Origin of the sequence: Dactylosporangium sp. NPDC048998 (genome assembly GCF_043197855.1) — a bacterium.
Classification (GTDB): Bacteria; Actinomycetota; Actinomycetes; order Mycobacteriales; family Micromonosporaceae; genus Dactylosporangium.
The window spans coordinates 134,037-159,270 of the sequence record NZ_JBICTV010000011.1; the positions used below are offsets into that span (position 1 = coordinate 134,037).

The 25,234-nt window shown below is 70.5% G+C and carries 19 protein-coding genes; 14 read left to right on the plus strand and 5 right to left on the minus strand.

What is annotated here, in order from left to right:
• The first annotated feature begins 869 nt into the window (after nt 1-869).
• Both ACGFI8_RS25335 and ACGFI8_RS25340 read left to right on the plus strand, forming a co-directional pair.
• Nucleotides 870-3,659: a BTAD domain-containing putative transcriptional regulator gene (locus ACGFI8_RS25335; RefSeq protein WP_392808516.1), complete on the plus strand. Its 2,790-nt coding sequence runs from the start codon at nt 870-872 to the stop codon at nt 3,657-3,659.
• A 306-nt stretch (nt 3,660-3,965) separates the two neighbouring features.
• Entirely contained in the window at nt 3,966-4,298 is a 333-nt protein-coding gene (locus tag ACGFI8_RS25340; protein WP_392808517.1) for a hypothetical protein, read from the plus strand.
• A 232-nt stretch (nt 4,299-4,530) separates the two neighbouring features.
• Here the strand turns inward: ACGFI8_RS25340 and ACGFI8_RS25345 are convergent, their stop codons facing one another.
• Nucleotides 4,531-5,241 carry a hypothetical protein gene (locus ACGFI8_RS25345; protein ID WP_392808519.1) on the minus strand — a complete coding sequence of 237 codons (711 nt, stop codon included), beginning with the start codon at nt 5,239-5,241 and terminating at the stop codon, nt 4,531-4,533.
• Between the two features lie 639 nt (nt 5,242-5,880).
• Here ACGFI8_RS25345 and ACGFI8_RS25350 point away from each other — a divergent pair.
• The 8 genes from ACGFI8_RS25350 (at nt 5,881) to ACGFI8_RS25385 (ending at nt 16,867) form a co-directional block, all read left to right on the plus strand.
• Nucleotides 5,881-7,575: a cellulase family glycosylhydrolase gene (locus ACGFI8_RS25350; RefSeq protein ID WP_392808521.1), complete on the plus strand. Its 1,695-nt coding sequence runs from the start codon at nt 5,881-5,883 to the stop codon at nt 7,573-7,575.
• A 314-nt stretch (nt 7,576-7,889) separates the two neighbouring features.
• Nucleotides 7,890-9,110 carry a hypothetical protein gene (locus tag ACGFI8_RS25355; RefSeq protein ID WP_392808522.1) on the plus strand — a complete coding sequence of 407 codons (1,221 nt, stop codon included), beginning with the start codon at nt 7,890-7,892 and terminating at the stop codon, nt 9,108-9,110.
• Nucleotides 9,107-10,081, plus strand: a complete 975-nt coding sequence (locus ACGFI8_RS25360) for a glutamate ABC transporter substrate-binding protein (RefSeq protein WP_392808524.1) — start codon at nt 9,107-9,109, stop codon at nt 10,079-10,081. Before ACGFI8_RS25355 ends, ACGFI8_RS25360 begins: the two co-directional genes overlap by 4 nt.
• A 20-nt stretch (nt 10,082-10,101) precedes the next feature.
• Nucleotides 10,102-11,295, plus strand: coding sequence for a hypothetical protein (locus tag ACGFI8_RS25365; RefSeq protein WP_392808525.1), 1,194 nt, complete (start codon nt 10,102-10,104; stop codon nt 11,293-11,295).
• Entirely contained in the window at nt 11,292-13,760 is a 2,469-nt protein-coding gene (locus ACGFI8_RS25370; protein ID WP_392808527.1) for a tetratricopeptide repeat protein, read from the plus strand. Before ACGFI8_RS25365 ends, ACGFI8_RS25370 begins: the two co-directional genes overlap by 4 nt.
• Nucleotides 13,760-14,860 (plus strand): PP2C family serine/threonine-protein phosphatase, encoded by a 1,101-nt coding sequence (locus ACGFI8_RS25375; RefSeq protein ID WP_392808529.1) that lies wholly within the window; start codon nt 13,760-13,762, stop codon nt 14,858-14,860. Before ACGFI8_RS25370 ends, ACGFI8_RS25375 begins: the two co-directional genes overlap by 1 nt.
• Entirely contained in the window at nt 14,857-16,143 is a 1,287-nt protein-coding gene (locus tag ACGFI8_RS25380) for a VWA domain-containing protein (RefSeq protein ID WP_392808531.1), read from the plus strand. Before ACGFI8_RS25375 ends, ACGFI8_RS25380 begins: the two co-directional genes overlap by 4 nt.
• Nucleotides 16,144-16,156: 13 nt before the next feature.
• Complete coding sequence (locus ACGFI8_RS25385) at nt 16,157-16,867, plus strand: FHA domain-containing protein (protein WP_392808533.1); 711 nt, start codon at nt 16,157-16,159, stop codon at nt 16,865-16,867.
• A gap of 17 nt (nt 16,868-16,884) precedes the next feature.
• Here ACGFI8_RS25385 and ACGFI8_RS25390 read toward each other — a convergent pair whose 3' ends face one another.
• The 4 genes from ACGFI8_RS25390 to ACGFI8_RS25405 form a co-directional block, all read right to left on the minus strand.
• Nucleotides 16,885-17,610, minus strand: a complete 726-nt coding sequence (locus ACGFI8_RS25390) for a polysaccharide deacetylase family protein (protein ID WP_392808661.1) — start codon at nt 17,608-17,610, stop codon at nt 16,885-16,887.
• A 5-nt stretch (nt 17,611-17,615) separates the two neighbouring features.
• On the minus strand, nt 17,616-18,398 hold the full coding sequence (locus ACGFI8_RS25395) for a glycosyltransferase (RefSeq protein ID WP_392808535.1): 783 nt from the start codon (nt 18,396-18,398) through the stop codon (nt 17,616-17,618).
• 99 nt (nt 18,399-18,497) lie between these two features.
• On the minus strand, nt 18,498-19,751 hold the full coding sequence (locus ACGFI8_RS25400; protein WP_392808536.1) for a hypothetical protein: 1,254 nt from the start codon (nt 19,749-19,751) through the stop codon (nt 18,498-18,500).
• 45 nt (nt 19,752-19,796) lie between these two features.
• Nucleotides 19,797-21,065, minus strand: coding sequence for an MFS transporter (locus tag ACGFI8_RS25405; RefSeq protein ID WP_392808537.1), 1,269 nt, complete (start codon nt 21,063-21,065; stop codon nt 19,797-19,799).
• Between the two features lie 41 nt (nt 21,066-21,106).
• Here ACGFI8_RS25405 and ACGFI8_RS25410 point away from each other — a divergent pair, with 41 nt between their 5' ends.
• The 4 genes from ACGFI8_RS25410 (at nt 21,107) to ACGFI8_RS25425 (ending at nt 25,171) form a co-directional block, all read left to right on the plus strand.
• Nucleotides 21,107-22,144: a LysR family transcriptional regulator gene (locus ACGFI8_RS25410; protein ID WP_392808663.1), complete on the plus strand. Its 1,038-nt coding sequence runs from the start codon at nt 21,107-21,109 to the stop codon at nt 22,142-22,144.
• Nucleotides 22,145-22,189: 45 nt separating this feature from the next.
• Nucleotides 22,190-23,167 carry a hypothetical protein gene (locus ACGFI8_RS25415; protein ID WP_392808538.1) on the plus strand — a complete coding sequence of 326 codons (978 nt, stop codon included), beginning with the start codon at nt 22,190-22,192 and terminating at the stop codon, nt 23,165-23,167.
• A gap of 72 nt (nt 23,168-23,239) precedes the next feature.
• Nucleotides 23,240-23,854: an exonuclease gene (locus ACGFI8_RS25420; RefSeq protein ID WP_392808540.1), complete on the plus strand. Its 615-nt coding sequence runs from the start codon at nt 23,240-23,242 to the stop codon at nt 23,852-23,854.
• Nucleotides 23,855-24,145: 291 nt separating this feature from the next.
• Nucleotides 24,146-25,171: a cellulase family glycosylhydrolase gene (locus ACGFI8_RS25425; RefSeq protein WP_392808541.1), complete on the plus strand. Its 1,026-nt coding sequence runs from the start codon at nt 24,146-24,148 to the stop codon at nt 25,169-25,171.
• Nucleotides 25,172-25,234 lie beyond the last annotated feature (63 nt).

Here is a 25,234-nt window from a genome sequence, read left to right on the forward strand (position 1 = left end):
AGTGGGCGCCGACCGCGGCTCAAGCACCAGGGCGACTGACCCCGGTGGCGGCGACTATCCGTACGACGACCGCGCCATATCGGCGGGTGCCGGCGCGCCGGCATCCGCCGATATGGCCAGCTCATGCAGGTGCAGCTGTGGGACTGCAGCGGCCAGTAGGCGCAGCATGGCGAACGCGTTCGTCACGGCCAGGTAGGCCAGTCGCAGCAGGGTCCGAGCGGTGACCGTCGGGAATGATCGAGCTTCATGCCACTGCGGCGGCCCGTAACCTGCTCATGGACCTGGCGAGCGGACCGACCAATGCAAGGTCCTGATCCATGACCGGGCCGGACAGTTCACGCCGACTTCGGCGCCGTCCTCGCCGACGCCGGCATCACCGTGCGCAAAATCCCGCCGCGCAGCCCACGAGCCAACGCCTACGCGGAACGGTTCGCCGGCACCGTTCGCCGTGATGTCACAGATCGCATGCTCATCTTCGGAGAACGGCACCCCAGCCGACGGGATTTCGGAACCTCACACGGCCAAGGATTGACCGTTCTCTTCCCGCCCCAGAGTTCCGGACATGCGGTCAGACGCCACTATGAGCCCTCGTGGCCTGCGATAACAACGGTGTCCTGCTGGCGTTGTAAAATCATCGTGGAAACCTCGAACCGCCTGGTCAGAGGGAGAACTCAGCATTGACGTTCCTCACTCATGCGCTACAGGCGCCAGCTTCGTCCGCCAGCCGTCGATCGGAGGCCGATCGGAGCGAGCCGGGCAGACCACAGCCTGAACATCCCAGCCGAACGTGGACGTGACCGCCAGGCCGAGGAGGACGTCCGCGCACAGCTGGAAAACACGCTACGAAGCGAAGGACGGTCGAGGCGACGTTGGAGTTCCGGTTGCTCGGCAGCATCGAGGCTCATACCGGCGGAACGGCGATCGACGTGGGACATGCCCGGCAGCGCGGGGTGCTGGCAGCGCTGCTCGTCGACGCCGGCGAGGTCGTGCGGGCTGACCAGCTCATCGAGCGGGTGTGGGGCGCCAGTTCTCCGCAGCGGGCGCAGTCCACCCTGCACAGCTATCTGTCCCGCCTGCGTCGCACCCTGACCATTCAGTCCGGTGAGCCGCTACTCCACCGGCGGTCCGGCGGCTACCTGCTCGCGATTGACCGGCTGGCGGTGGACCTGCACCGGTTCCGGCACCTGTGCGCACAGGCCCGTTCGACGCCCGACGACAACACGGCTTCGGGCATGCTTGGCCTGGCGCTTGGCCTCTGGCGCGGCAATGCCTTCGCCGACCTCGACACCCCGTACTTCAACCTGCAGCGCGACGCGGCCGACCAGGAGCGGCTCGCCGCCGAGCTGGACCGCTGCGACATCCGGCTCCGGCTGGCACACCACGGTGAGCTGCTGGCCGAGCTACTCACCCGCACCGAGGCGCACCCGCTGGACGAGCGTGCGGCCGGCCAGTTCATGCTCGCGCTGTTCCGCAGCGGCCGCGCCGCCGACGCGCTGGCTCACTACCGGCTGACCCGGCGGAGGCTGAACGAGGAGCTGGGCAGCGATCCGGGCGTCGCACTGCAGCAGCTGCACGAGCGGATGATCGCCGGTGACCCGGCCCTCGACGCCCCGGGTGCGCCGGTGCCGCGGGCCCGGCTCCTGGTAGAGACCCCGCGCCGGCTGCCGGCGCCGCCCGCCGTCTTCATCGGCCGGGCCCGGGAGATGGCCGAGCTCGACCGCGTCGCCGGAACGGGTGACGTGATGGGGGTCGCGGCCATCGGCGGTACCGGCGGGATCGGCAAGACCTGGCTCGCGCTGCACTGGGCACACCGCAACGTCGACCGCTTCCCCGCCGGGCAGCTCTACGTCGACCTCCGCGGCTTCGACCCAGCCGGGGACCCGGTGCCCGCGTCAGTCGCCCTGCAAGGCTTCCTCGAGGCCCTGGGGGTCGCGCCGGCCGAGATCCCAGCGGATCTGCCGGGCCGGACGGCGTTGTACCGCAGCCTCGTAGCGGCCAGGCGGATGCTGATCCTGCTCGACAACGCACGCAGCACCGCCCAGGTCGAGCCGCTGCTGCCCGGGAGTCCGTCCTGCATGGTCTTGATCACCGGGCGCCGGCAGCTGGCGGGGCTGGTCACCGCGTTCGGCGCCCAGCCGCTGGCCCTGGACGCGTTGCTGAGCTCCGAGGGGCGGGAACTGCTCGTGCGTCACCTCGGCCGGCGCCGGGCGGCGCGCGAACCCGAGGCCACCGCAGCGCTCGTGGCGCACTGCGCGGGGCTGCCACTGGCCACGAGCATCGTGGCGGCCAGGGCGCGCATTCAGTCCGGCCTGCCGCTGGCGGTGCTGGCCGAGGAACTCGGCGACCGGTCGGGGCGGCTCGACGCCCTGGACGCCGACGATCTCAACGCGAACCTGCGGGCCGTGTTCTCCTCCTCGTACCAGGCGCTGGAGCCCGATCTGGCGCGGATGTTCCGGCTGCTCGGGGATGCGCCCGGACCGGACATCGGCCTGTCCGCCGCTGCCGAGCTGACCGGTCAGTCCGCCGCTCGGACCAGAGTCGCGCTGCGCAGGCTGGCGGCCGCGTACCTGCTGCAGGAGCACGCGCCGGGCCGCTACCGGATGCATGACCTCGTGCACCTGTACGCCGCGGAGCGCTGCGCGCACGATCAGCCCGCCGCCGTCGTGGAACTCGCGCGGCGGCGGCTGGCGGCGTTCTACACCGGCACCGCCCTCGCCGCCGACCGGCTGCTGTCGCCGCAGCGCACCCCCATCGCGACGGGCGCGGCGCGGGTACGGACGTCCGGTGCGCCCACCGATGCCGCCGCGGCGATGGCCTGGTTCGAGGCCGAGCACCGGTGCCTGCTGGCCCGGCACCGGGAGGCCGTCGAGCGTGGCCAGCACGCCGAGGTGTGGCGGCTGGCGTGGGCACTCGACACCTTCCACTGGCGGCGGGGATACCTTCACGAGCGCGTCGCCATGCTCGAGGCCGCGATCGCCGCCACCGGGGCGCTCCCGGACCCGGCAGCTCTCGCCCTCAACCACCGGCTGCTGGGCCGCGCGTACGTCCCGCTCGGCCAGCACCACCGTGCGCTGCACCACCTCCGGCGGGCAATGACCGGGTACGAGGAAGTCGGCGATGCCGACGGCCAGGCCCAGACCCAGTTGAACCTCGCGCTCGCATGGGAACACGTCGGCGACCATCGGCAGGCCCTCGCCCACGCGGCAGCGAACCTGCGCATCCGGTCCGCCCTCGGCAACCCCGCCCGGGAGGCCGAGGCGTACAACGCGGTCGGCTGGTACCACGCCCGCATCCAGGACTACGAGGAGGCCGCCCGCTACTGTCACCGAGCCCTCGCCCTCTGCCGCGAGCTTGGATTCCGCGAGGGCGAGGCCTACACCTCTGACAGTCTCGGCTACGTCGCACACCACAGCGGCCGGCCCGTGTCCGCGCTGCAGCACTATCTCGACGCCCTGAAACTGCGTCGCGAACTGGGCGACACCTACGAGGAGGCGGACACCCTGGCCCACCTCGGCGACGTCTACTGTGCCCTCGGCCGCACCGCCGAGGCCGTGGACGCCTGGCGGGCGGCGCTGGCGCTCTACGAAGCACAACACCGTCCTCGCCATGCCGCGAGCGTCGTCAGCAAGCTCCTCGACGCAGGCCGTTCGGCCGCATGAGGGGGCACTACCGGAGAGCTCACCGCATATCGATCGTCGACGCGCCGCGGCTTCCATACCCGCCACGCCGATAGGAAGGCCAGCTCCGCCTGGTGGCCGGTCCGAACGGGTTGCGAGACAAGCGTGACTCGGCGACCGCAAGGCGGGGTGCGGGGGACGATTCCAGCCTTGATACCAGCACGGCACCGCACAGCTCTGACCAGGGGATTCAAGGTTCATGGCAGAACCCCACAAGGTCAGCGTGACAACGTGGCTGTCGCAGTCCAGAAGTATTCCTTTCCGATGGACCACGACAGGAGGAGTCACGTGCGCAGGAAAATCGCAGCACTGGCCATTGCTGGGGGCGCCGTTGCGGTGCTCGCGGCACCCGTGAGCCCAGCCCAGGCGGCCACCCCCACCGTGAACCTGGCTGCCGGCTCGTGCTACGGGGGGTGGCACGACAGCAACACGTACGGTGAGGGCTGTAAGGGATACCCCGCAGGCTACAAGCTGCAAGCCTCGGCGCAGTGCAACAACGGGCAATGGGCGTACGGCAGCACCGTTTCGATCTCGAGCAGCAGTTACACGTGGTCTTACGCCTACTGCGCGGGTAAGGGCGGATACAAGCTCGGCACCGGCGGCTACATCATCCTCGGCTAGCTGTAGGACAACGCAGACGACGTCCGAGTCGGCAGCGGCGTTCGGATCCCCTGACAGCACCTGGCGAGCAGGGGATCCGCGTGCCTTCTCGACCGGCGGGGCCAGGGCACTCCACGCCTCCCTGGCCCCGCCGGGAGGGCACACCCGCGGGTGCGCCTGTGGCGTGCGGCTCCCGCGGGCGCTCATCGGTCCGAGGCGTCGCTGTCGGCGGCCGGAACGAAGAACGACGCCACTACGTTGGGGTCTGCAGGGCGGCCACGCGGCGGCCGTCCTGGACGACCGGAAGCCCCTGCGCGATCCGGTCGTACAAGCGCCGCTTGTGTACACCGAGCTCGACGGCGTACGGGTCGTCCGGGTCGGCGTCGACGAGCACCTCCGGGACGAGCAGGTCGGCGACCGGGACGTCGAGGGTCGGATCCTCGACCCGACCGATGGCTTCGCCTGGCAGGTCGATGTAGCCGGGGGCGAGCGTGCGGCCGTAGAGGCACCCGCCGACCAGGTCTGGGCAGAACCCGTCCCACATGATCGTCACCCCCGTACGCAGGTCACCGTGGATCATCACCAGCTTGTCGGTCATGTCACCCACGAACGTGTCGACCTCGACGTTGCCCTGTACGAGGAGCTTCGCGTCGCAGCTCAGGTAGATGTTGGCGGCACGGAGGTTGCCTAGCACGATCAATGCGCTGGCGCCGTCGTCCCAGTCGAGGATGTTGCCGTCGACGGTGAGGTCGCCATCGACGATGTACCCCGTGGCGGCGTCGGGGGTGGTGTCGCGCCACGGGTGCCGGTCATGGCCGTTGAGCGGGAAGGCGCCGGTGACCAGGGCACTGCCCGGGTGGAGGATGTACTCCTCCTCGTACAGGTTCTGGTAGGACGACTCGGCGAAGCCGCGGCTGTCGAACAGGGCCTTTGCCTCGCCCCACGACAGGTAGTTCGTCTGCACGCCCGCGACCGTATCGATCAAGGCCCAGCCGAACAAGAGCGGGCCGCGGGCGGTTTCGGGCAGGCGCGGCCGCTGGTCACGCTCGCACCCCGAGTCCATGTCCTCGGTAGCCGCCCCGATCCTCGGAGCCCCGCGGACTGTGATCGCCGCGCTGTCCGCGTCGGTCAGCAGGTGGGGTACGGCGACCAGGAGGACGCCGACCGGCTGATCCAGATCGATCAGCGAGCGCAGCCGGTTGTCGGCCAGGATCCCGGGAACCGATATCGATGATCTGGCGGATCCCGGCCGCCACGAGGTGCCGGATCGCCCGACGACGATGGCTCTCCCAGACACGGACCCGGAAATCGCGGCCTGGCCGTACCGTAAGTTTCAGCCGCCGCCGCAGGTGGACGTCGGCGGCCGGTATCGGAGGATTGACGCCGGTCGTACCGGCGCCCACGATTCCGGAAAAAGCGCAGTTCGTTACCGGTCGCGGCGCAGAGACCTGCGCGCAGCCCGCCGGGTGACGCCGGGTGCCGACCCCGCCCGACGTGAACGTTCAATGTGGACAATCCGGGCGCCACCATGCCTGCGTGCGCCTCGTGCCGTCCCGGGAACGCCGCTGCGCCAATCGTCGTCACGTGAACGGAGTCCCACCCCGTGGCTTTCAGACGCATCAGAACGAGAGAAGTCGCCGCCGGCGCGGCGGCCCTGGTCGCCGTCGCGGCGAGCGCGCTCGTGGCCGTCACGCTCGCCGCCGGCCCTGCGATGGCCGCCGGTACTGGTACCGGCTACCTGCACACCAATGGAAACAAGATCGTCGACTCGACCGGCGCGACGGTCCGGCTGACCGGGATCAACTGGTTCGGCATGGAGACCGACAACCACACCTTCCACGGGCTGTGGGCCGGCAAGCCGGTGACCTGGACCCAGCAGCTCGACCACATGGCGCAGCTCGGGTTCAACACCATCCGGGTGCCGTACACCGGCGACTCGCTGCGCTCCGGGGCGCAGGCGACGAGCGTCAACACCGACACCAACCCGGACCTCGTCGGCCTGTCCCCGCTGCAGATCCTGGACAAGGTCATCAACTACGCCGGTAGCAAGGGCATGCGGATCATCCTCGACCGGCACCGCCCCACGGCCGCCGGCCAGACCGCCCTGTGGTACACCGGCACCGCATCGGAGGCCAGCGAGATCTCCGACTGGCAGACGCTCGCCACCCGGTACGCGAACAACCCGACCGTCATCGGGGCGGACCTGTTCAACGAGCCGCACGCCGAAGGTACCGAGCCGAACGGTACCGGCTCGTGCTGGGGCTGCGGAGTCACCGCGAGGGACTGGCGGCTGGCCGCCGAGCGGATCGGCAACGCGATCCTGCAGACCAACTCCAACTGGCTGATCTTCGTCGAGGGCGTCAGCTGCGACGGCGGCGGCGGTTCACCGAACGTTTGGGACGGTCTCCCGCACGACCCGATGACGTGCGACTGGTGGGGCGGCAACCTGTCCCAGGCGGGTACCTACCCGGTCCGGCTCAACGTGGCCAACCGGTTGGTCTACTCCGCGCACGACTACGGCATCTCGGTCTACGACCGGCAGCCGTGGTTCAACGACTCCACCTTCCCGAACAACCTGCCTGCCGTGTGGGACCACTTCTGGGGCTACCTGTACAAGCAGAACATCGCCCCGATCCTGGTCGGCGAGTTCGGCAGCACGCTGGCCAACCCGCTGGACACGCAGTGGATGACGAAGCTGATGTCCTACATGGGCACCGGCGTCAACGGAATGTCCTTCACGTATTGGTCATGGAACCCGGACTCGGGCGACACCGGTGGCATCGTCGGCGACGACTGGAACACGGTCAACCAGGCGAAGATGAACATCATCGGCCCGTACCTGATCCCGCCGACCGGGAGCGGTGGCCCGACCACCACGCCGCCCACCTCGCCGACCACCACGCCGCCCACCTCGCGGCCGCCGACGACCCCGCCCCCGAGCTCGGTGCCGCCCACGACCACACCGCCGACGACCACACCGCCGACGGGTGGCGCCTGCACCGCGACGTACACGATCACCAACCAGTGGACGGGCTCGCCGGGCGGCTTCCAGGCCTCGGTGACGGTGAAGGCCGGGAACGCGCCGATATCCAAGTGGACGGTCAAGTGGACGTTCGCCAACGGCCAGACCATCACCCAACTGTGGAGCGGGACGGTGACTACGTCCGGCTCGGCGGTGACGGTGACGAACATGTCATACAACGGTTCAATACCGGCGAACGGCACCACCGATTTCGGCTTCACCGGTACCTGGAACAGCACCACGAACGCGGTACCCACCCTCACCTGCACCGCCTGACCGCATGCCTCGAACCCGGCACGGCTGACCGCGCGGTCAGCCGTGCGGGGTGAGGCGAACGATCCGCGCTCCCCGCCCTCGTAGTACATCGTCTTCGGCGCGTCATTGTCGGGGCTGTAGCAGGTGGCCATCGGACTGCTTGACCATGCCCGCTACGGTTCTCCGCACAAGCCTGCACACGGGAGACCGCCGAAGATGAGACCGAGATGGCCCTGCTGACCGCGCCCACGCCTGTTCAGCCGCCGGTCCGGCGCGGCGAGGGCAGTCGCGTCACCGCCAGGATCCGCAGCACACCGGGGCGCATGGTGGTTGTCATGCTGGTGTTGCTGCTGGCCGGCCTGCTGGCCGGCATCGCTTGGGTGATCGGTTCGTCACAGCGTTCGTCCTCAGCCGGCGGCGCGCGCACCGGCAGCGGCGAGCTCGCCGTGCAGGCGCAGGAGCTCTACCGTGCGCTCTCCGACGCCGATGCCACCGCCGCCATCGCGTTCCTGTCCAGCGGGGTCGAGCCGGCCGAGCTTCGCACCCGTTACCAGTCGGATGTCTCCGCCGCGACCGCCGCGCTCGCCGCCGTGGCCAACGGTGGCGCCAGCGACAAGACGGCGATTCAGCAGATCTCCGCGCAGCTGCCGGTCTACACCGGCCTGGTCGAGACGGCCCGCAGCTACAACCGGCAGGGCTACCCGGTCGGGTCGGCCTACCTGCGCGAGGCGTCGGGGCTGATGCGCGGACAGCTGCTGCCGGCGGCCCAACGGCTCTACGACAGCGAAACGACCGCCCTGAAGAACGAGCGCGACGCCGCCGCCTCCCTGCCGTGGCTGGCGCTGCTGATCGGCATCGGCCTCGTCGTGGGGCTGATCCGGGCACAGGTGCGACTGAGCCGGCAGACCCACCGCACCATCAACCTCGGCCTGCTCGCCGCGACGCTCGTCGCCGTCGTCATGGTCATGTGGAACGGCATCGGCTGGGCGGCGGTCGCCACACACATCGGCGCGGCCAACCGCGAGGGCTCGCGGCAGGTGGAGTTGCTGGCCAAGGCGCGCATCGCCGCGCTGACCGCCCGCGGCGACGAGGCGCTGACCCTGGTGGCGCGCGGCAGCGGAGCCGCCTTCGAGAAGGACTACGTCGTGCAACTCGGCGCGCTGGTCAACGGCGACAACCGATCCGGGCTGCTCAACCGGGCGAGGGCGGCCGCCACCGACGGCTCGGTACGCGCGTCGGTCGACACCGCGATATCCGACGTCAATGCCTGGCTCGCAGTGCACAAGAAGCTGCGCGCTGCCGACGACGGCGGTGACTTCCCGGGTGCGGTGAAGCTCGCCATCGGCGGCGAGACCGACAGCGCCGCGACGATCTTCAACCGGCTCGACGGCGTACTCGCCCAGGCGATCCACGCGACGAGCGCGGTGTCGGACAAGCGCGGCGCCGAGGCGGCTGGTGCGTTCGGCGGCCAGACCGGCGGCGGTGTCTTCCTGACCATCGTGCTGCTCGCCGGGATCGGCGTCGGCTACCAGCAGCGGATCGCGGAGTACCGATGACGACCAAACGGATGCTGGTCACCCGAGCCCTGACCGGTGCGGTTCTGCTGTCCCTGCTCGGCGCCTGCGCCGCCACCACCGACAAGGCCACGACGCCGGCGCCGACCTTCGAGCCGGCACAGCCCGTCGGGGTCAAGAACCCGGCGGAGATCCCGAGCGCCGCCGCCGGCTCGCAGAACAACTGCGACGTGCGGCACTCCAGCCTGCGTCCGGGATCGGGCAACCTGGCGACCGGACCGGCCGTCTCGGCGATCAAGTCGCGGGGCCGGCTGGTGGTGGGCGTCGACCAGAACACCTACCTGTTCGGCTACCGCGACCCGGCCAGCGGGCAGATCGTCGGATTCGACATCGACATCCTCCGCGAGGTCGCGTTCGACCTCTTCGGTGACCGCAACGCGATCCAGTTCGTCGCGATCACCTCCGCCCAGCGGATCCCGGCGATCCAGAACAATCAGGTCGACCTCGTCGCCGAGACCATGACCATCACCTGCGACCGGTTGCAGCAGGTCGACTTCTCCAGCGTCTACTTCGAGGCCGGTCAGCGGGTGCTGGTCCCCAAGGACTCCACCGCGACGGGCATCGCCGACCTGGGCGGCAAGACCGTCTGCGCGGCCGACGGCAGCACCTCGATCCGCAACATCGCCACCGCGGCATCCAAGCCGATCCCGGTCTCGGTGCCGGACTGGACCGACTGCTTGGTGTTGTTGCAACAGGGACAGGTCGCGGCCATCTCCACCGACGACACGATCCTGCAGGGCCTCGCCGCTCAGGACCCCAACGTGAAACTCGTCGGTGACAAGTTCACCGACGAGCCCTACGGCATCGCGGTCAACAAGAAGGCCAACGACCTGCTGCGGTTCGTCAACCGCACCCTGGAGCGCATCCGTTCCGACGGCACGTGGCAGGCGATCTACACAAAACAGCTGCAGGCGGCCGCGCCGAACCCGCCGCCGGCCGGTTACCGGGACTGATGCGGGTGAACGGGCCGCCGATGAGTCGCGATGCGGCAGATCAGGTGCTCGCCGGGCTGGGCGCCGGCCACGACCGGATCGCCGCCGCGATGTACGCCCTGGACAGCAACCCGGCGCTGGGCTTCCTGCGCGCCGGCGGCCTCACCGGGGCCACCGCGACCAGGTGGCAGACCCTGAGCAACGAGGTCGACCTGCTGTGGGCGCATTTCACCGTGCTCAGCGAGGCGCTGGAGCAGGCGCGCGCCGTCCGCAACGCCAACCGGCCCGGCGATCCGCAGTGGACCGAGCTGGGCCTCCTGCTCCAGGAACCGGCCATCGGCCTCAACAGCGCCGGCCTGCCGGCCGACGGCAGCTCGCCGCCGGCGACCTGGATACGGCTGTGGGATCTGGCGCAGCAGCTCGAGCGGCGATGCACCGCGGCGATCGCCTTCCTCTCCGAGGTCGACGCGGCCTGGACGGCGGTGGCGAGCCGATTGGGACCGGTCGGCGAGGCGCTGGACGCCGCGACCGCCCTGGCCGCCGAGCTCGGCGTGCCGTCCGACGTGGAGCAGACCGCCGCGCGCTTCGCCGACGTGCACCAGGCCTTGCTCGCGGACCCGGTCTCCGCGGCTCCCGGCGGCAGGTTCGGCGCCCGGGCCGACCGGGCGCTGAGCGACGTCGCCGCCGGCGTCGACGCGCTCCGCCGGCGGCTTGCCGAGATGTCGCGGCTGCGGGACTCGTATCCGCAGCGTGTCGAGGCACTGCGCCGCCTCGCCGACGAAGTGGTCGCCGCCGAGCGCGAGACCGCGGACACCTTCGCGCGGGTCACCGGGAAGATCCTCACGCCCAACCTGCCGGCCCCGCCCTCCTCCGGCGCCGCCCTGCACGCGACCGTCGACGGGCTCGACCAGCTCGGCCGCGGCGCCGGATGGGGCAGGCTCACCGACGGCCTCGCCGCGGCCGAACAGGCCGCGGTGCGGGCGAAGCAGCACGCCGCCGAGCTGCGCGACAACGCCAATGGGCTCATCGCGCGCCGTGATGAGCTGCGCGGACGGCTCGACGCCTACCGGGCGAAGGCCGCCGGCAAGGGGCTCGGCGAGCACAGCGAGCTCAGCACCCGGTATGACGATGCGCACGCGCTGCTGTTCACCGCGCCGTGCGACCTGCGGGGTGCCACCCGCGCGGTGGTGGCCTACCAGCAGACCCTGAACACGCTGTTGGAGGAGCAGTCATGAGGTGTACCAGGCTCGGATGCACCGGCACGTATGCGGCCGACGGCTACTGCGACGAGTGCGGCCACAAGCAGGCGGCCCGGGCGAGTGGGGTCTCCGGCCAGCCCCCGGTCGCCCCGTCGCCCGCGACGCGGACCGGGTCGGCCGGGTTCTCCGGGCCCGACCCCGCCCGTACCGCCGCCGCCCGGCCCGACCCCGCCCGCACCGCCGCCGCCCGGCCCGACCCGGCCCGTACCACCGCCGCCCGGCCCGACCCCGCTCGCACCGCCGCCGCCCGGCCCGACCCGGCCCGCACCACCGCCGCCCGGCCCGACCCCGCCGCGGTGACCGGCGTCGCCCAGACCTCCGGTGCGCTCGGCGGCCACTCCACCGGCACCTCGACCGGAGGCCGCCGGAGCAGGTCGGGCAGCAGCCGCGGGCGCCTCGGGGCGGGCTATGTCGCCATGCCGCCGGTGCCGCTGCGTGACCCGTCGACCGCCATCAAGCAGAACGCCGGTGTGCCCGAGTCGCAGCGCTTCTGCAGCATGTGCGGCGAGCCGGTGGGCCGCGGCCGTGACGGGCAGCCCGGCCGCACCGACGGCTTCTGCCCGCGCGACCGCACGCCGTACTCGTTCTCGCCCCGCCTGCAACCCGGTGAGCGCGTCGCCGGCCGGTACGAGATCCTCGGCGCCCTCGCGCACGGCGGGCTCGGCTGGATCTACTTGGCCCGCGACCGCAACATCAGCGAGTCCGGCGCCGACCGCTGGGTCGTACTCAAGGGCCTCATCAACACCGGCGACCAGGACGCGCTCGAGGCTGCCATGGCCGAGCGCCGGTTCCTGGTCGAGATCGACCACCCCAACATCGTCAAGATCCATGACATCGCCGAGCACCCTGACAGCAGGACCGGCGAGATGATCGGGTACATCGTCATGGAGTACGTGGGCGGCAAGTCCCTGAAGGACCTCGCCCTGGAGAATCTCGGCCCCGACGGCCGGCGGACTCCGCTGCCGCTGGAGCACGTGCTCTCCTACGGCATCGAGGTCCTCCACGCGATCGGATACATGCACGATCGCGGCCTGCTCTTCTGTGACTTCAAGCCCGACAACGTGATCCACACGGAGGAGCGGCTCAAGCTCATCGATCTCGGCGCGGTCCGCCGCATCGAGGACCAGGTCTCGCCGTTGTGGGGCACGCCCGGCTACCAGGCGCCCGAGCTGGCCCAGGCCGGCGCGTCGATCGGTTCGGACATCTACACGGTCGGCCGGACGCTCGCCGTGCTGAGCTTCGACTTCAGCGGATTCTCCAACAAGTACGCCCACAGCCTGCCCACCCCCGACGACGTCGAGCTGCTGCGTGGGCAGGAGTCCTACTACCGGCTGCTGCGCCGGGCGACCGACCAGGATTGGACGCGCCGGTTCTCCTCGGCCGGCGAGATGGCCGACCAGACCCGCGGTGTGCTGCGCGAGATCCTCTCCTGCGCGGACGGAGTGCCCCGGCCGGAGAACTCGACGCAGTTCACCCCGGAGCGCCGCGCCTTCGGCGCCACCGGCGGGACGGAGCCGCTCACCGGCGCGGCCGTGGCGGTGGCGCTGCCGCTGCCCCTGGTCGACCCGGCCGACCCGGCGGCCGGCTTCCTCGCGACGCTCAACACCACCGACATCGGGGCGACCATCGCCGCGTTGCGCGGCGCGCCGATCCGCACCGTCGAGGTCACGCTGCAGTTGATCAGGGCCCTGGTCGAGGCCGGTGACCTCGCCGGCGCCGAGCACGAGCTGCAGGGTGTCGCCGCCGACGGCGGCGACTGGCGCCGCGACTGGTCGGAGGGCCTGATCGCCCTCGCCGCCGCGGCGCCGAAGCGTGCGGAGAAGGCCTTCGACAGGGTCTTCGACGCGCTGCCCGGCGAGCCGGCCGGGCAGCTCGCCCTGGCCGCCGCCAACGAGCTGGCCGGCGACCGCGCCTGGGCCGACTGGCGGTACCAGCGGGTCTGGAGAGTCGATCACAACTTCGTCAGTGCCGCGTTCGGCGTTGCCAGGATGCGACTCGCCGCCGGCGACCGGGCCGGAGCGGTCGCGGTGCTCGACGAGGTGCCCGACATCTCCAGCCACCACGTCGCCGCGCAGATCGCCGCGGTACGCGCCGCGCTGCACACCGAGAGCGGCCCGCTCACCCCCATCGACTTCGTCGACTCCTCGAATCGCCTCGAAAGGCTGAAGCTCGACAAGCAGCGACGGGCGAAGCTCGCCGTCGAGATGTTCCACGCGGCGCTGGACTGGCTCGGCGTCGACGAGAGGCCGGGCGTCGCGGTGCGTCCCGCGCCGGCCGTCGCCGCCACCGGCCGGCTGCTCGGCCAGGCCTTCACCGAGCGGGAGGTGCGCTTCGGCCTCGAACAGGCCTACCGGTCGCTCGCTGCGGACGAGTCGGACCCGATCGCCCGCTACGCCCTCGTCGACCAGGCCAACGCGGTGCGCCCCCGGACGGTGTTCTGATGGCACAGACCAGCTGCCCGGACTGCGGCGAGCCGGTGCGGCCGGGCGACCGCTTCTGCGAGGCGTGCGGCCATGATCTGGAGGCGCCCGCGTCCGCGGCGCGGGACAGGCCGCGCAACGCCTCGCTCCGGTGGCTGACCGCGACCGAGATCGCCGCCGCCTGCCCCGCCTGCCAGGGCCGCAACTTCAGCTCCGACGGCTTCTGCGAGGAGTGCGGGCAGCGCCGGCCGACCGCGAGGAACCACACCGAGCTCGACCTCGGCGTGGTCGCCGCCGTGACCGACATCGGCAGCCGCCACCACCGAAACGAGGACGCCGTCGCGATCGGTGTCCTCGACGGCGCGGTCGCCGTCGTGGTGTGCGACGGCGTCTCGTCGTCCAGCCGGCCCGACACCGCCTCCCATGCGGCCGCCGACGCCGCGATGGCGGCGCTGCTCGACGGCCTCGCCGGCGGCGACGACCGCGACGCCTCGATCATCGCGGCGACCCGCGCCGCCCAGGCCGCCGCGACGGTGGTGGCCGGTTCCCATCCCGGGCCCAACCCGCCCAGCTGCACCTTCGTCAGCGCGGTGGTCACCGCCGACGCGATCACCGTCGGCTGGGTCGGCGACAGCCGCGCCTACTGGCTGCCCGACGGCGAGGGCGAACCGCTCCTGCTGACCGTCGACGACTCGCTGCGCAACTCCCTCGCCGCCCGGGGCGTCAGCGGCAAGGCGATCGACGAGAACCCGCACGCCGCCTCGCTCGTGCGCTGGCTCGGCGCCGACGCCACCGACACCGACCCCCACCTGCGCACGATCGCCCCCGAGGCGCCCGGACGGGTGCTGGTCTGCAGCGACGGGCTCTTCCGGTACCGCCCCGTCGTCACCGACTTGGCCGCCGCCGTCGCCGCCGCCAAGGGATCGCCGCTGGCCGGCGCGCAGCGTCTGACGTGGCTCGCGCTCGACGAGGGCGGCCAGGACAACGTGACCGTGGTGCTGGCGCCCTACCCGATCGGGCCCGTCGGCTCGGCCACCGTCACCGCAGCAGCCGTCACCGCAGCAGCCATCGCCGCGGTAGCCGCCGGCGAAGAAGGTCCAAGCGAAGGATCGAGAATATGACCGACCAACCCGCATTCGCCGTCGAGGTCCACCAGAACCGCTTCCTGCCCGCCGGCGGCACCGTCGTCGATGCGGTGCTCGACGTGACGACCTCCGGCACCGGCCTGGCCGCGGCCGGCGGACCGCCCAGCGCCGCGCAGGTCATCATGATCGACTGCTCGGGGTCGATGAACAGCCCGGCCACGAAGATGCAGGAGGCCAAGAAGGCCACCGCGGCGGCGATCGACGCGCTGCGTGACGGCGTCGCGTTCGCGATCGTGGCCGGCCGCAACAACGCGGATATGGTCTACCCGTCAACGCTCGGGCTGGTGCCGGCCGACCGGCAGACCCGCGGGCAGGCCAAGAACGCGGTGCACCGGCTCCAGGCCAGCGGCGGCACCGCGATCGGCACCTGGCTCACCATGGCCAACCACCTCTTCGCGCCGAGCACGGCCGAGGTCAAGCACGCGATCATGCTGACCGACGGGCAGAACCAGCACGAGACGGCCGAGCAGCTCGCCGGCGTGTTGCGCGCCTGCCAGGGCCGGTTCGTCTGCGACACCCGCGGCGTCGGCGCCGACTGGAGCGGCTCGGAGCTGCGCACCGTCGCCTCCGCGCTGCTCGGCAGCGCCGACGGCCTGCCCGACCCCGGCGAGCTGGTCGCCGACTTCCGGGCGATGACCGAGGCGGCGATGGGCAAGTCCGTCGCCGAGGCCGCGCTTCGGCTGTGGACGCCGGCCGGCGCGACGGTCCGGTTCGTCAAGCAGGTCTTCCCGCACGTGGAGGACCTGACCGGCCGCCGCACCGACGTGAGCGCCCGGATCGGGGACTACCCGACCGGTTCGTGGGGCGCGGAGCACCGTGAGTATCACGTGTCCATCGAGGTGCCGGCCAACGCCGTCGGCGAGGAGATGCTCGCCGGCCGGGTCAGCCTGGTCGCCGGCGACCAGGTGCTCAGCCAGTCACTGGTCCTGGCCAACTGGACCGACGAGACGGCCCTGTCCACCCAGATCAACGGGCGGGTCGCGCACTACACCGGCCAGGCCGAACTCGCCGACGCGATCCAGCAGGGCCTCGCCGCCCGTGACGCCGGCGATGTCGAGACCGCCACCGCGAAGCTGGGCCGCGCGGTGCAGCTCGCCGAGGAGTCCGGCCACAGCGACACCGCCAAGCTGCTCGGCAAGGTGGTCGAGGTCATCGACGCGCCCAGCGGTACGGTCAGGCTGAAGCAGAAGGTGGCCGGCGTCGATGCCGAGCTGGCCAACGTCCGTTCGGTGAAGACCATCCGCGTCAAGGGCACCTGAGGAGGCGCACACGATGGCAACCTGTCCACGGGGGCACAGTTCCGTCGCAACCGACTACTGCGACGAGTGCGGCACGCCGATCAACGCCCCGGTCCTGCCGACGCCCATCGCGGAGGTCGCGTCAGCGGGCGGCGCGCCGCCGGCGTCCGCGGCCGGCGGCCAGATGTGCCCGGACTGCAGCACCCCGCGCAACGGTCGCTTCTGCGAGGTCGACGGTTTCGACTTCGAGGCGCAGAACCTGCCGGCGCAGCAGCCCGACGGGATCTCGCAGACGACGGTCACCGGCACGCCGACGCCTCTGCCGGCCTCCCCATCGAACGGCGTCCTGCGCCTCGTCGTGTCCGCCGACCGCGCCTACCACGACCGCATGGCCGCCATCGACGCTCCCGACGCGGACAGCGTCGCCTTCCCGGTCTTCTGTCCGGAACGCCGCTTCGCCCTCGCCGACGGCCAGCACCTGCTCATCGGCCGTCGTAGCCGCTCGCGGGGCATCGAGCCGAACATCGACCTCACCGGCCCGCCCGAGGACGTCGGCGTCTCGCACGCGCACGCGGTGCTGATGTCCACACCCGACGGTGCATGGACCATCGTCGACCTCGGCTCGTCCAACGGCACCTACCTCAACGACAGCACCGACCCGCTCAAGCCCAACGTGCCGACGCCGGTCAAGGAGGGTGACCAGATCCACGTCGGCGCCTGGACCACGTTGACAATCATCTCTTGACTGAAGGCCGACCGCCGCTACGACGGGCGAGCGTCCGACGGTTGGTACGCCGGCACGCCGAGCAGTTCGTCCACTGTCACGAACCGGTAGCCCAGCGCCAGCAGCCCTTCGATCGTCTCGCGCACCGCGACGACCGTCTCGGCGCGGTTTCCTCCCCGGCTGTCGAACCCGTCGTGGAAGATGAGGATTGAGCCTGGGCGTGTCTTGGCGATGGCGCGGCGGGCCATGCGTGGGCCGGACGGCTGGAACACCTCCAACGCGTGGCCGAACTCGCCGGCCACCGGATGCAGACCGCGGCGGCGCATCATCCGGAGCAAGGCCGGTTGCCGCCACAGCCACGGCGTGCGGGCCAGGGCGGGAGTGCGGCCGGTGATCCGCTCCAGGATCTGTTGGGTCCGCTCGACCTCCCGCTCGTACGCCCGCGGCCGCAAGTACGTGCCGAACCGGTGACTCAGCGAGTGATTACCCAATACGTGACCGGCGTCGACCGCGCGGAGCGCGATTTCGGGGTGGCGTTCGACGCATCGTCCCACGTGGAAGAAGGTCGCCCGGATGCCGTGAGTCGCAAGGATCTCGAGGATCTGTGAGGTGTACGGCTCGTTCGGGCCGTCGTCGAACGTCAGCGCTACCACCCGTTCGGTCGTCCGGCCGCGGTAGGGGTAGGCGCGTGACGACGGGGCGAACGGCGACATCAGCAACCAGTACGATCCACCGAGCGCGACCACCAACGCCAGCCCGGCCATGACGATCACCGGGCCACCCCGTGGCCGGACCCGGAGGTCGCCTCGATGGACCCCGCGCGGTCGCGAAACGCCGGCGCCGATCCGAGCACGCGCCGCCCCGCGACCCGGTTCGTGCAGTAGGTCAGCAGGTAGTGCACGGGGAGCGTCACGAAAAGGTTGTAGCCGAGCCCACGGGTGAATCTGCGGCCCGACGTGTACGTCGGGTTGCCGTGGTCGTAGACGACCCGCCCCTTCTTCCGCAGCCGGCGCAGTTGGTCGAGTTCGTCGCCGCCCTGCGTCAAGTTGGTGTCGTATCCCGTCCAGGCCTCGCGTCGGAACGCGATGTTCGTCGCGCTCGCGTACACGGCGCGGCCGGTCAGCCGGTAGACACCGTTGACCGCCCCGAACAGCATCCGGGCGTACAGCTTGCCCCAGCGAGGGCCGTCGGCATATCGGCAGGGACCGACGACCGCGACGATGCGCTCGTCGTCGCGAAAGTGCGCGTCGATGTGGCTGAGCCAGTCGGGGTGATAGACGGTGTCGGCATCGGCCGACACGACGATCTCGCCACGCGCCTCCACCGTGCCGCGCTGGCGAGCGTTGCAGACTCCGGCGATTGGCTCGGCGACGACCCGCGCCCCGAGGTCGCGAGCGATGTCGGCGGTCTCGTCCGTGCAATTGTTGTCGACCACGATCACCTCGCATTCCCCGTCGAAGTCCAGCTTCCGCAGGGAGAGGAGCGTCTCTGCGAGATAGCCGGCCTCATTGAAGCACGGTATGACGACACTGAACCTGATCTTGTCGGTCATGCAGTTCAGTATTCCGCCCGGGGCCCGTCGGCACCGTCAGGGAATCCCCCGAGTTCACCCGGGTACAACGACACGCTCTTGCTTAGTGGTGCTCGCCGTTTATTCCTCGGGGGTGCGAGCCAGGCGGCGGGTGGGGCGGGCGCGAACGGACAGTACAAGCAGGATCAGCAGCACCGCCGCGGCGGTGGTCACGGCGGTGAGGGCGGCGACCATGGCGGGGCGGGCGGGCCACGGCTTGGCCGGTACCGCCTGGCCGGTACGGCCGGACGCGAGAGCGGCGTCGGCGATGTCGATGGACAGGAACGCGCCGGGCATGGCCGAGATCTCGCGCGTGTCACCGGCGCCGGTCACGGCCAGGACGGAGATCTGGTGGACGAAGTCGAACCGGGTCGGCAAACTGTCCACTGTGGATGGATCGAAGGTGGCCGGGGCATCGGGCTCGGGGCGGTACGCCGCCATGACCGCGCGGCCGTCCGGCCACCAGCCGAGCAGCCGCAGTGTGGTGACGCCGTCGACCCGGAACGCCGCGGCGCCGGTCGGGGTGCCGGTGTCGGGTGCGACCAGTGTCAGGTCCGAGGCGCGGCCGTTGTCGGCGACGAGCGCCAGCGACCGCCCGTCCGGGGTCCAGGCACCCTTGCCGGCCAGCCGCGCGCCGGCCGGAGGCTTGAAGCACGACTGCTGGCGGCCGCCGGCGAACACGCACAGCCGGTCGCCGGCCTGCACCGCGAGGGTCCCGTCCGGCCGGTACGCCCCGACCAGCAGCGATGTGTCGCCGGCGTCGAGCAGCGCGCCGAACACTCCGGTGGCCACGTCGAGCGTGCCGACCGTCCCACCGCTGCCCTCCGGATAGCGCACCACCAGCAGCGTCCGGCCGTCCGGCGCCCACGCGATCGGTGAGGTGCCCTGCTCCGCGGTGCCGGGCACGAGCGACGCCTTCCCGTCCAGCAGGTTCTGTACCACGGTGCCCAGGCCCCGCAGCTCTCCGTACGCGACCCGGGTCCCGTCCGGGGAGAGCAGCAGCGTCTCGCCGGGCGTGGCCGTGCCGATGTACGGCACATCCATCGTCCGCGCGCCGGCGGCGCCGCCGGCGAAGACGACCACCGACTCGTTGCCGGTCAGGATGTCGCCGATCGCCGTCGACGGGCCGCCGACCACGATCGGCACCGCCCCCGGCGGGGCCTGGGCCACCGTCGGCGCCCACAGCGGCGGCGCATCGACCCCTGCGGGCAGGGCGTCGATCCGGGTCGCCGGAGGGCACCCGGGCAGTGCTGCCTGAGCGACCCCGTACGCGACCGCTGTGAGCACCAGCGAACCGGCGACGAGTCCAGCAGCCCATCGCAGGATGTACCGCACGTCGCGCCCCCTCGGTGACCCATTCGCCTCAAGCAATATGATGCATTACTTGGCGTCATGCGAAACCGCCGCCTGTGGTTGGACACGGGCCGTTTCCAGCTCGGGTGCAGGACCCTGGCGACGGGGTAGCAGCAGCGGGCTGGCGAGGATGAGCAGTCCCGCCACCGTGATGGCCGTGCGCGGGCTGGTGGCGTCGGCGAGCAGTCCGCCGAGCGCGCTGAGGATGGCGATGGAGGCGCTGCTGCTAATCGACCAGGCCGACAGGGTGCGGGCGATGCGGTCCTTGGGCGTGTGTTCGAGTCGATAGGTGGCGAGTACGGGGTTGTACAGGCTCATGCTGACGATGATCGCGAGCTCGACGGCCATCACCGTCGCGAGGCCGGCGACGCCGGGCTGGACGAAGGCGAGGCCGATCAGCCAGACCGCGCGCAGCGTGCCGACGGTACGGAGGATCCGGTGCTGGCCATACCGTGCCACGACACGGCGGGCCAGGCGTGAGCCGATGAGTCCGCCGATGCAGGGGGCGGCGAAGGCGAGGCCGTACTGCCAGGGTGGGAACTCGAGCTGGCGGAGCAGGAGCACGGCCAGCAGCGGCTCGGTGGCCATGATGAGCCCGCTGACGAGCAGGTTGTTGAGGTACAGCGCCCGCAGGCCGGAATGGGTCAGGAGGTGCCGCCAGCCGTCGAGCAACTCGCCGGTCCGGACCCGGCGCTGCTCGGTTCGCCGGGGGTGTTCTTCGTGGCCGCGAATCGCGGTGATGCCCAGCGCGGACAACAGGTAGCTGAGCGCGTCGGCCACCACGGTGGTGACCGGCCCGAACAGGCCGATCGCCGCGCCGCCCAGCGGCGGCCCGACGGCGATGGAACTCCACGTCGTCGACTCGAACCTCGCGTTGGCTACGAGCAGGTCATCCGGCCGGACGAGGGCCTTGAGGTATGCGCCGCCGGCCGCGTTGAAGGCAATCTTGGCCGCGGCGACCACGGCTGAGACGACCAGCAACTGGACGAAACCGAGCCACCCGAAGGCGTAGGCGACCGGAATCGTCATCATGACCGCGAACCGGGCCAGGTCCATCGCGATCATCACCGGCCGCTTGCGGCGAAACTCCACCCACGGCCCGAGCGGCAAGGCAATCAGCGCGCCGACCGCCGGCCCCACCGCCGACAGCGCGGACACCTGGGCCGGACCGGCATGCAACACCAGCACGGCGATCAGCGGGAGCGCACCGAACCCCAGCCCGGAGCCATAGGCGCTGACCGCATAGGCCGCCCACAGCCAGCCGAACTGCCGGCCCAGCGATCGTCTGGCCGCCAAGCTCCGCACCTCCCCCGTCGAACAACTTGCCGTTGAACGCTGTGATCGAAGCAAGGCCGAGAGGAGGGATCAAACAACTGAGCCGGCGGCGAGCCACAACCCTGTGTTGTGCGAGTAGGTTTTGCTGCGTGGATCTCGACGCCGTGCGCACCTTCGTCGCCGCCGCGGACGCCGGGCAGTTCCAGGAAGCCGCCGCCGCGCTGTCGATCACCCAGCAGGCCGTCTCCAAACGTATCGCCGCGCTGGAGAAAGACCTGGATGTACACCTGTTCATCCGCACGGCCCGCGGAGTCCGGCTCACGATCGACGGCCAGGCATTCCTCCCCCACGCCCGTGAGCTCCTCCGGGTGGCAGAGCGGGCCGACGCGTCCGTACGTCCTGGCCGGCGCGCCCTACGCGTAGACGTGGTGAACCGGCGGATCGCGCCGGCGGTGCTGCTGCAGGACTTCTACCGTGCGCACCCCGAGATCGAGCTGGATGTCCTGACCCTGAATGCCGGCGTCGACGCCGCGATCGCTGCCGTCGAGGCCGGGACGATCGACGCCACCTTCCACGCCGTCACAGTTCCCGCTCAGCATCTGCCGGACGCGATCAAGACCGTTCGAGTGATCGACGAGCCGCACCAGCTGCTCGTCGGACCCGGGCATGCGCTCGCCGACGCTGACGCCGTCACGCCCGCGCAGCTTGCCGGGCATCGAATCTGGATGCCCGGCATGGCCCCGGGAACCGAATGGGCCGACTACTACGACCAACTCGCCGCCGCGTTCGGGCTCACGATCGACGTGGTCGGGCCCGTCTTCGGAAACGAGGCGCTGCTGGCCGAGATCGCCGACTCCTCGGAACTGGCGACCCTGGTGGGCGAACGCTCGCGGTATCTGTGGCCAGACAGCTACGACCTGCGGCGCATACCTGTGCGTCACCCGGCACCGGTGTACCCGATGTCACTGATCTGGCGTGGCGACAACGCGCATCCCGCGCTCATCAAACTTCGCGACTACCTCCGCTCCAGACGCACGGCGGCACCCGACGCCGAGATCTGGATACCGAAATGGGGACGTACACCAGCCCCAGGGTCATGAGCCGGGTATCGACGATCGTGTCCTCGCTGTGTCGAGGAGGAAATTGTGCCGTTGCCGACGGATGCCACCGTTGGGGGCATGCGCACACGGTGGCATGTGCTTGCGGTGCTCGCTGTCATTGCGGGTGCCTGCGTCGGCCTGTCGTTCATGGCCGATGATCTCCGCCAGCGGAACCTGCGAGCGGTCGGGGAGGTGACCGCTGTCGTTGACGGCCGTCGCCCAGGCAGTGTTGTGGTGCACATCGAGCGGTACGGACTGACAACGCGATGGTTGGTGGACGACACCGCAGCGGCGACGAACGACGCACGCGAGGCCGACGAGGCCCAAGACGTATCACGCACACAGGACTGCGTGGGCACCGTGTGCTACCGCGTGGCAACGACGGCCTTGCGGGTCGAGGCGAGCGGTGACACCGGCAAGACCTACTCCACTGCGTGGGAGATCGCCGGTGAGACGTACACGATGCTCACCGAGACATACCCGCAGGTGGGAAACCCGGCGGAGCACCTGTCCTCGCGTTCCGTCGTGGTGCACGCGGTGGCCGGAGGCCACGTCGTGTTCGTCGCCAACGGTCGCGACGGTCTGCTCTATCGGGATGTGGGCGGCACGTGGCGCCGCCTCGGAGCTCCTGCGTCCGGCGAGGGCTGTTGTTACTACGAACCACCACTGCGCGTTCCCTCCGAGCCGCAACCACTTGACCTGACCAGCTACGCGATGGTCGTCGTCGTGCTGGCGATCCTGTTGTCCGGCGCGATCACGGCGATGCGCCGGCGAACGCTGCGGTGGACCGGCACGGTGGCTGTCATTGCCCTTGCCGGCTTGGCCGGCTACGGGACGCGGTTGGCAGGTCATCTCCCCGCCTCCGGCATGTTTCCGGGGTTTGTCTGCGGGGTCCCGATCATTCTGGTCATTATCGCGGGCGGTGTCGCCTTGGCCGTAAGGTTCGTCAGCGGCCCCGCGCCTCACGCGTCGGGATCCGTGAACGGTCCGGCGGCTCCTGAAACCACCGCCCCACCGCCCTGACATCACCACGGCCACGCGCATGACGTGGCAGACTCTCTGGCGACAACGAACCTGCCGTTCAGGAGATTCGCCTTGACCGAGATGCGCGAGGGCCGGGACGAGTGGGTGTACGTCGTCACCGACATTGAGGTCGACGGCCCGTGGCCGGGCCCGAACTCGATGCGGTCGTTCGCCTCCGTCGCCGTAACCTCCAGTGGAGAGGAACGCGGCACGTTCGAAGCCGTCCTCGAACCTCTCCCGGGCGCGGCTCCGAATCCCGACACGTACGCGTGGTTCCAGACGCAGCCGGGGGCGTGGGCGGCGGCAACGACCGACCCACAACCTGTCGACCTGGTGATGCAGCATTTCGTCGCGTGGGTTCGCGACTTGCCGGGACCGCGCATGTTCGCGGCCTCGCCGATCGCTTTCGACGGCACCTGGATCGACTACTACCTCCGACGCTATACCCGCTACGGCTTGGTCCAGGGCCCCTACGAAAAGGACACCCTCTTCGACGGTCCCGGCCTATGCCTGCGTAGCTACGCCGCGGCTGTCACGGGCCGTCCAGTCGCCGAACTGTCACCTCAGACATTGCCGCCAGAGTGGTTCGGCAATATCGCGCACACGCACCGCGCGATCGACGATGCCCGCGGTTACGCGCATCTGCTCGGTGTGCTGTTCCGTCGAGCCCAGGCCTTCCGGGATTGAAGCAAGTCTGGCGTACGGCCTGCGCGTCACCGCCAGGCGCCATCCGTCCGCGCTGCCGCTGCTGCGCCCGGTGATGTACGGCCGCCTTCCCTGCCCCCGACGCCGGCGTCGCATCCTCCGGTGAGCTGGCGCTGCGCGCGGCGGTGTCTGCGGGGTCGAATTCGCCATGCGAGGGGTTTGCGTGGCGGCACCGGGGAAGTGCTCTACTGCGCCGGGGCCGTGCGCCGGCTTTGATGCTGAGCAGGGCCAGGCGTGAGCGCCAGGGAACCCGGTCCGAGGTGGGTCATGAGAATGCGCATCGCTATCGCGGGTACGTCGTTCATCGCCGCCGTCGTCGTCTCGATCATCCTCGTGGGACAACTGCAGCATTCGAATGGGGCACGGCAACGATCTTATGGGGCACCGCTACGATCTGGGTTCCATGTGAACAATGGGCGCCTCTACGATGGCAACAACAACGAATTCGTCATGCGTGGCGTGGGCCAGAGCCACGCCACGTATCCGGAAAAAACGGCCCAGATGCTGAGCGACGTCAAGGCAATGGGCGCCAACACCGTACGTGTCGAGTTGTCCACCGGCGTGATTGCGAAGCGAAACGACGCGGCCGATGTCGCGCACGTGATCGCACTGTGCCGCCGCAACCGCCTCATCTGCGTCCTGGTGGTGGACGACACCACAGGGTGGGGTTACCGCAAGGAGGCCATTCCGCAGGCACGGGCAGTGGACTACTGGATCAGCATTCGCGAGGCGCTCATCGGCCAGGAGAAGTACGTCGTCATCGACGTCGCGAACGAACCGTACGTCCTCGACAACTTCCGCACCTGGCCCGGCGACACGATGGACTCGATCCGCCGCCTGCGCCGAGCGGGCATCCATCACACCCTCATGGTCGACGCGCCCGACTGGGGTCAGGACCTGTCATTCACCATGCGCGACCACGCCGCCGGGGTCTTCGCCGCCGATCCGGAGCGGAACACCGTCTTCTCCGTTCACATGTACGGCGCTTTCTTCCGCGCCACGAACGTCCACGACTACCTCGGCCGGTTTATCCGGGCTGGGCTTCCCATCGTGGTGACCGAGTTCGCGTACACGCATCCCGACGGCGACGTCGACGAGGACGCGATCATGTCCGAGGCGCAGGCGCACCGCATCGGCTATCTCGCTTGGTCCTGGAGCGGCAACACCGGAGACGTCAGCAACCTCGACATGGTGTCCCGGTTCAACGCCAAGTCGCTCACCTGGTGGGGTGAGCGGGTATTCAACGGCCCCAATGGCATCCGGCAGACCTCTCGTGAGGCGACCGTCTACACGCCATAGTTCGGCACTCGCTCACCGTCGTGCGCGCCGGATGCGCGCCGGTGCGGCGGCCGGCACAGGGTG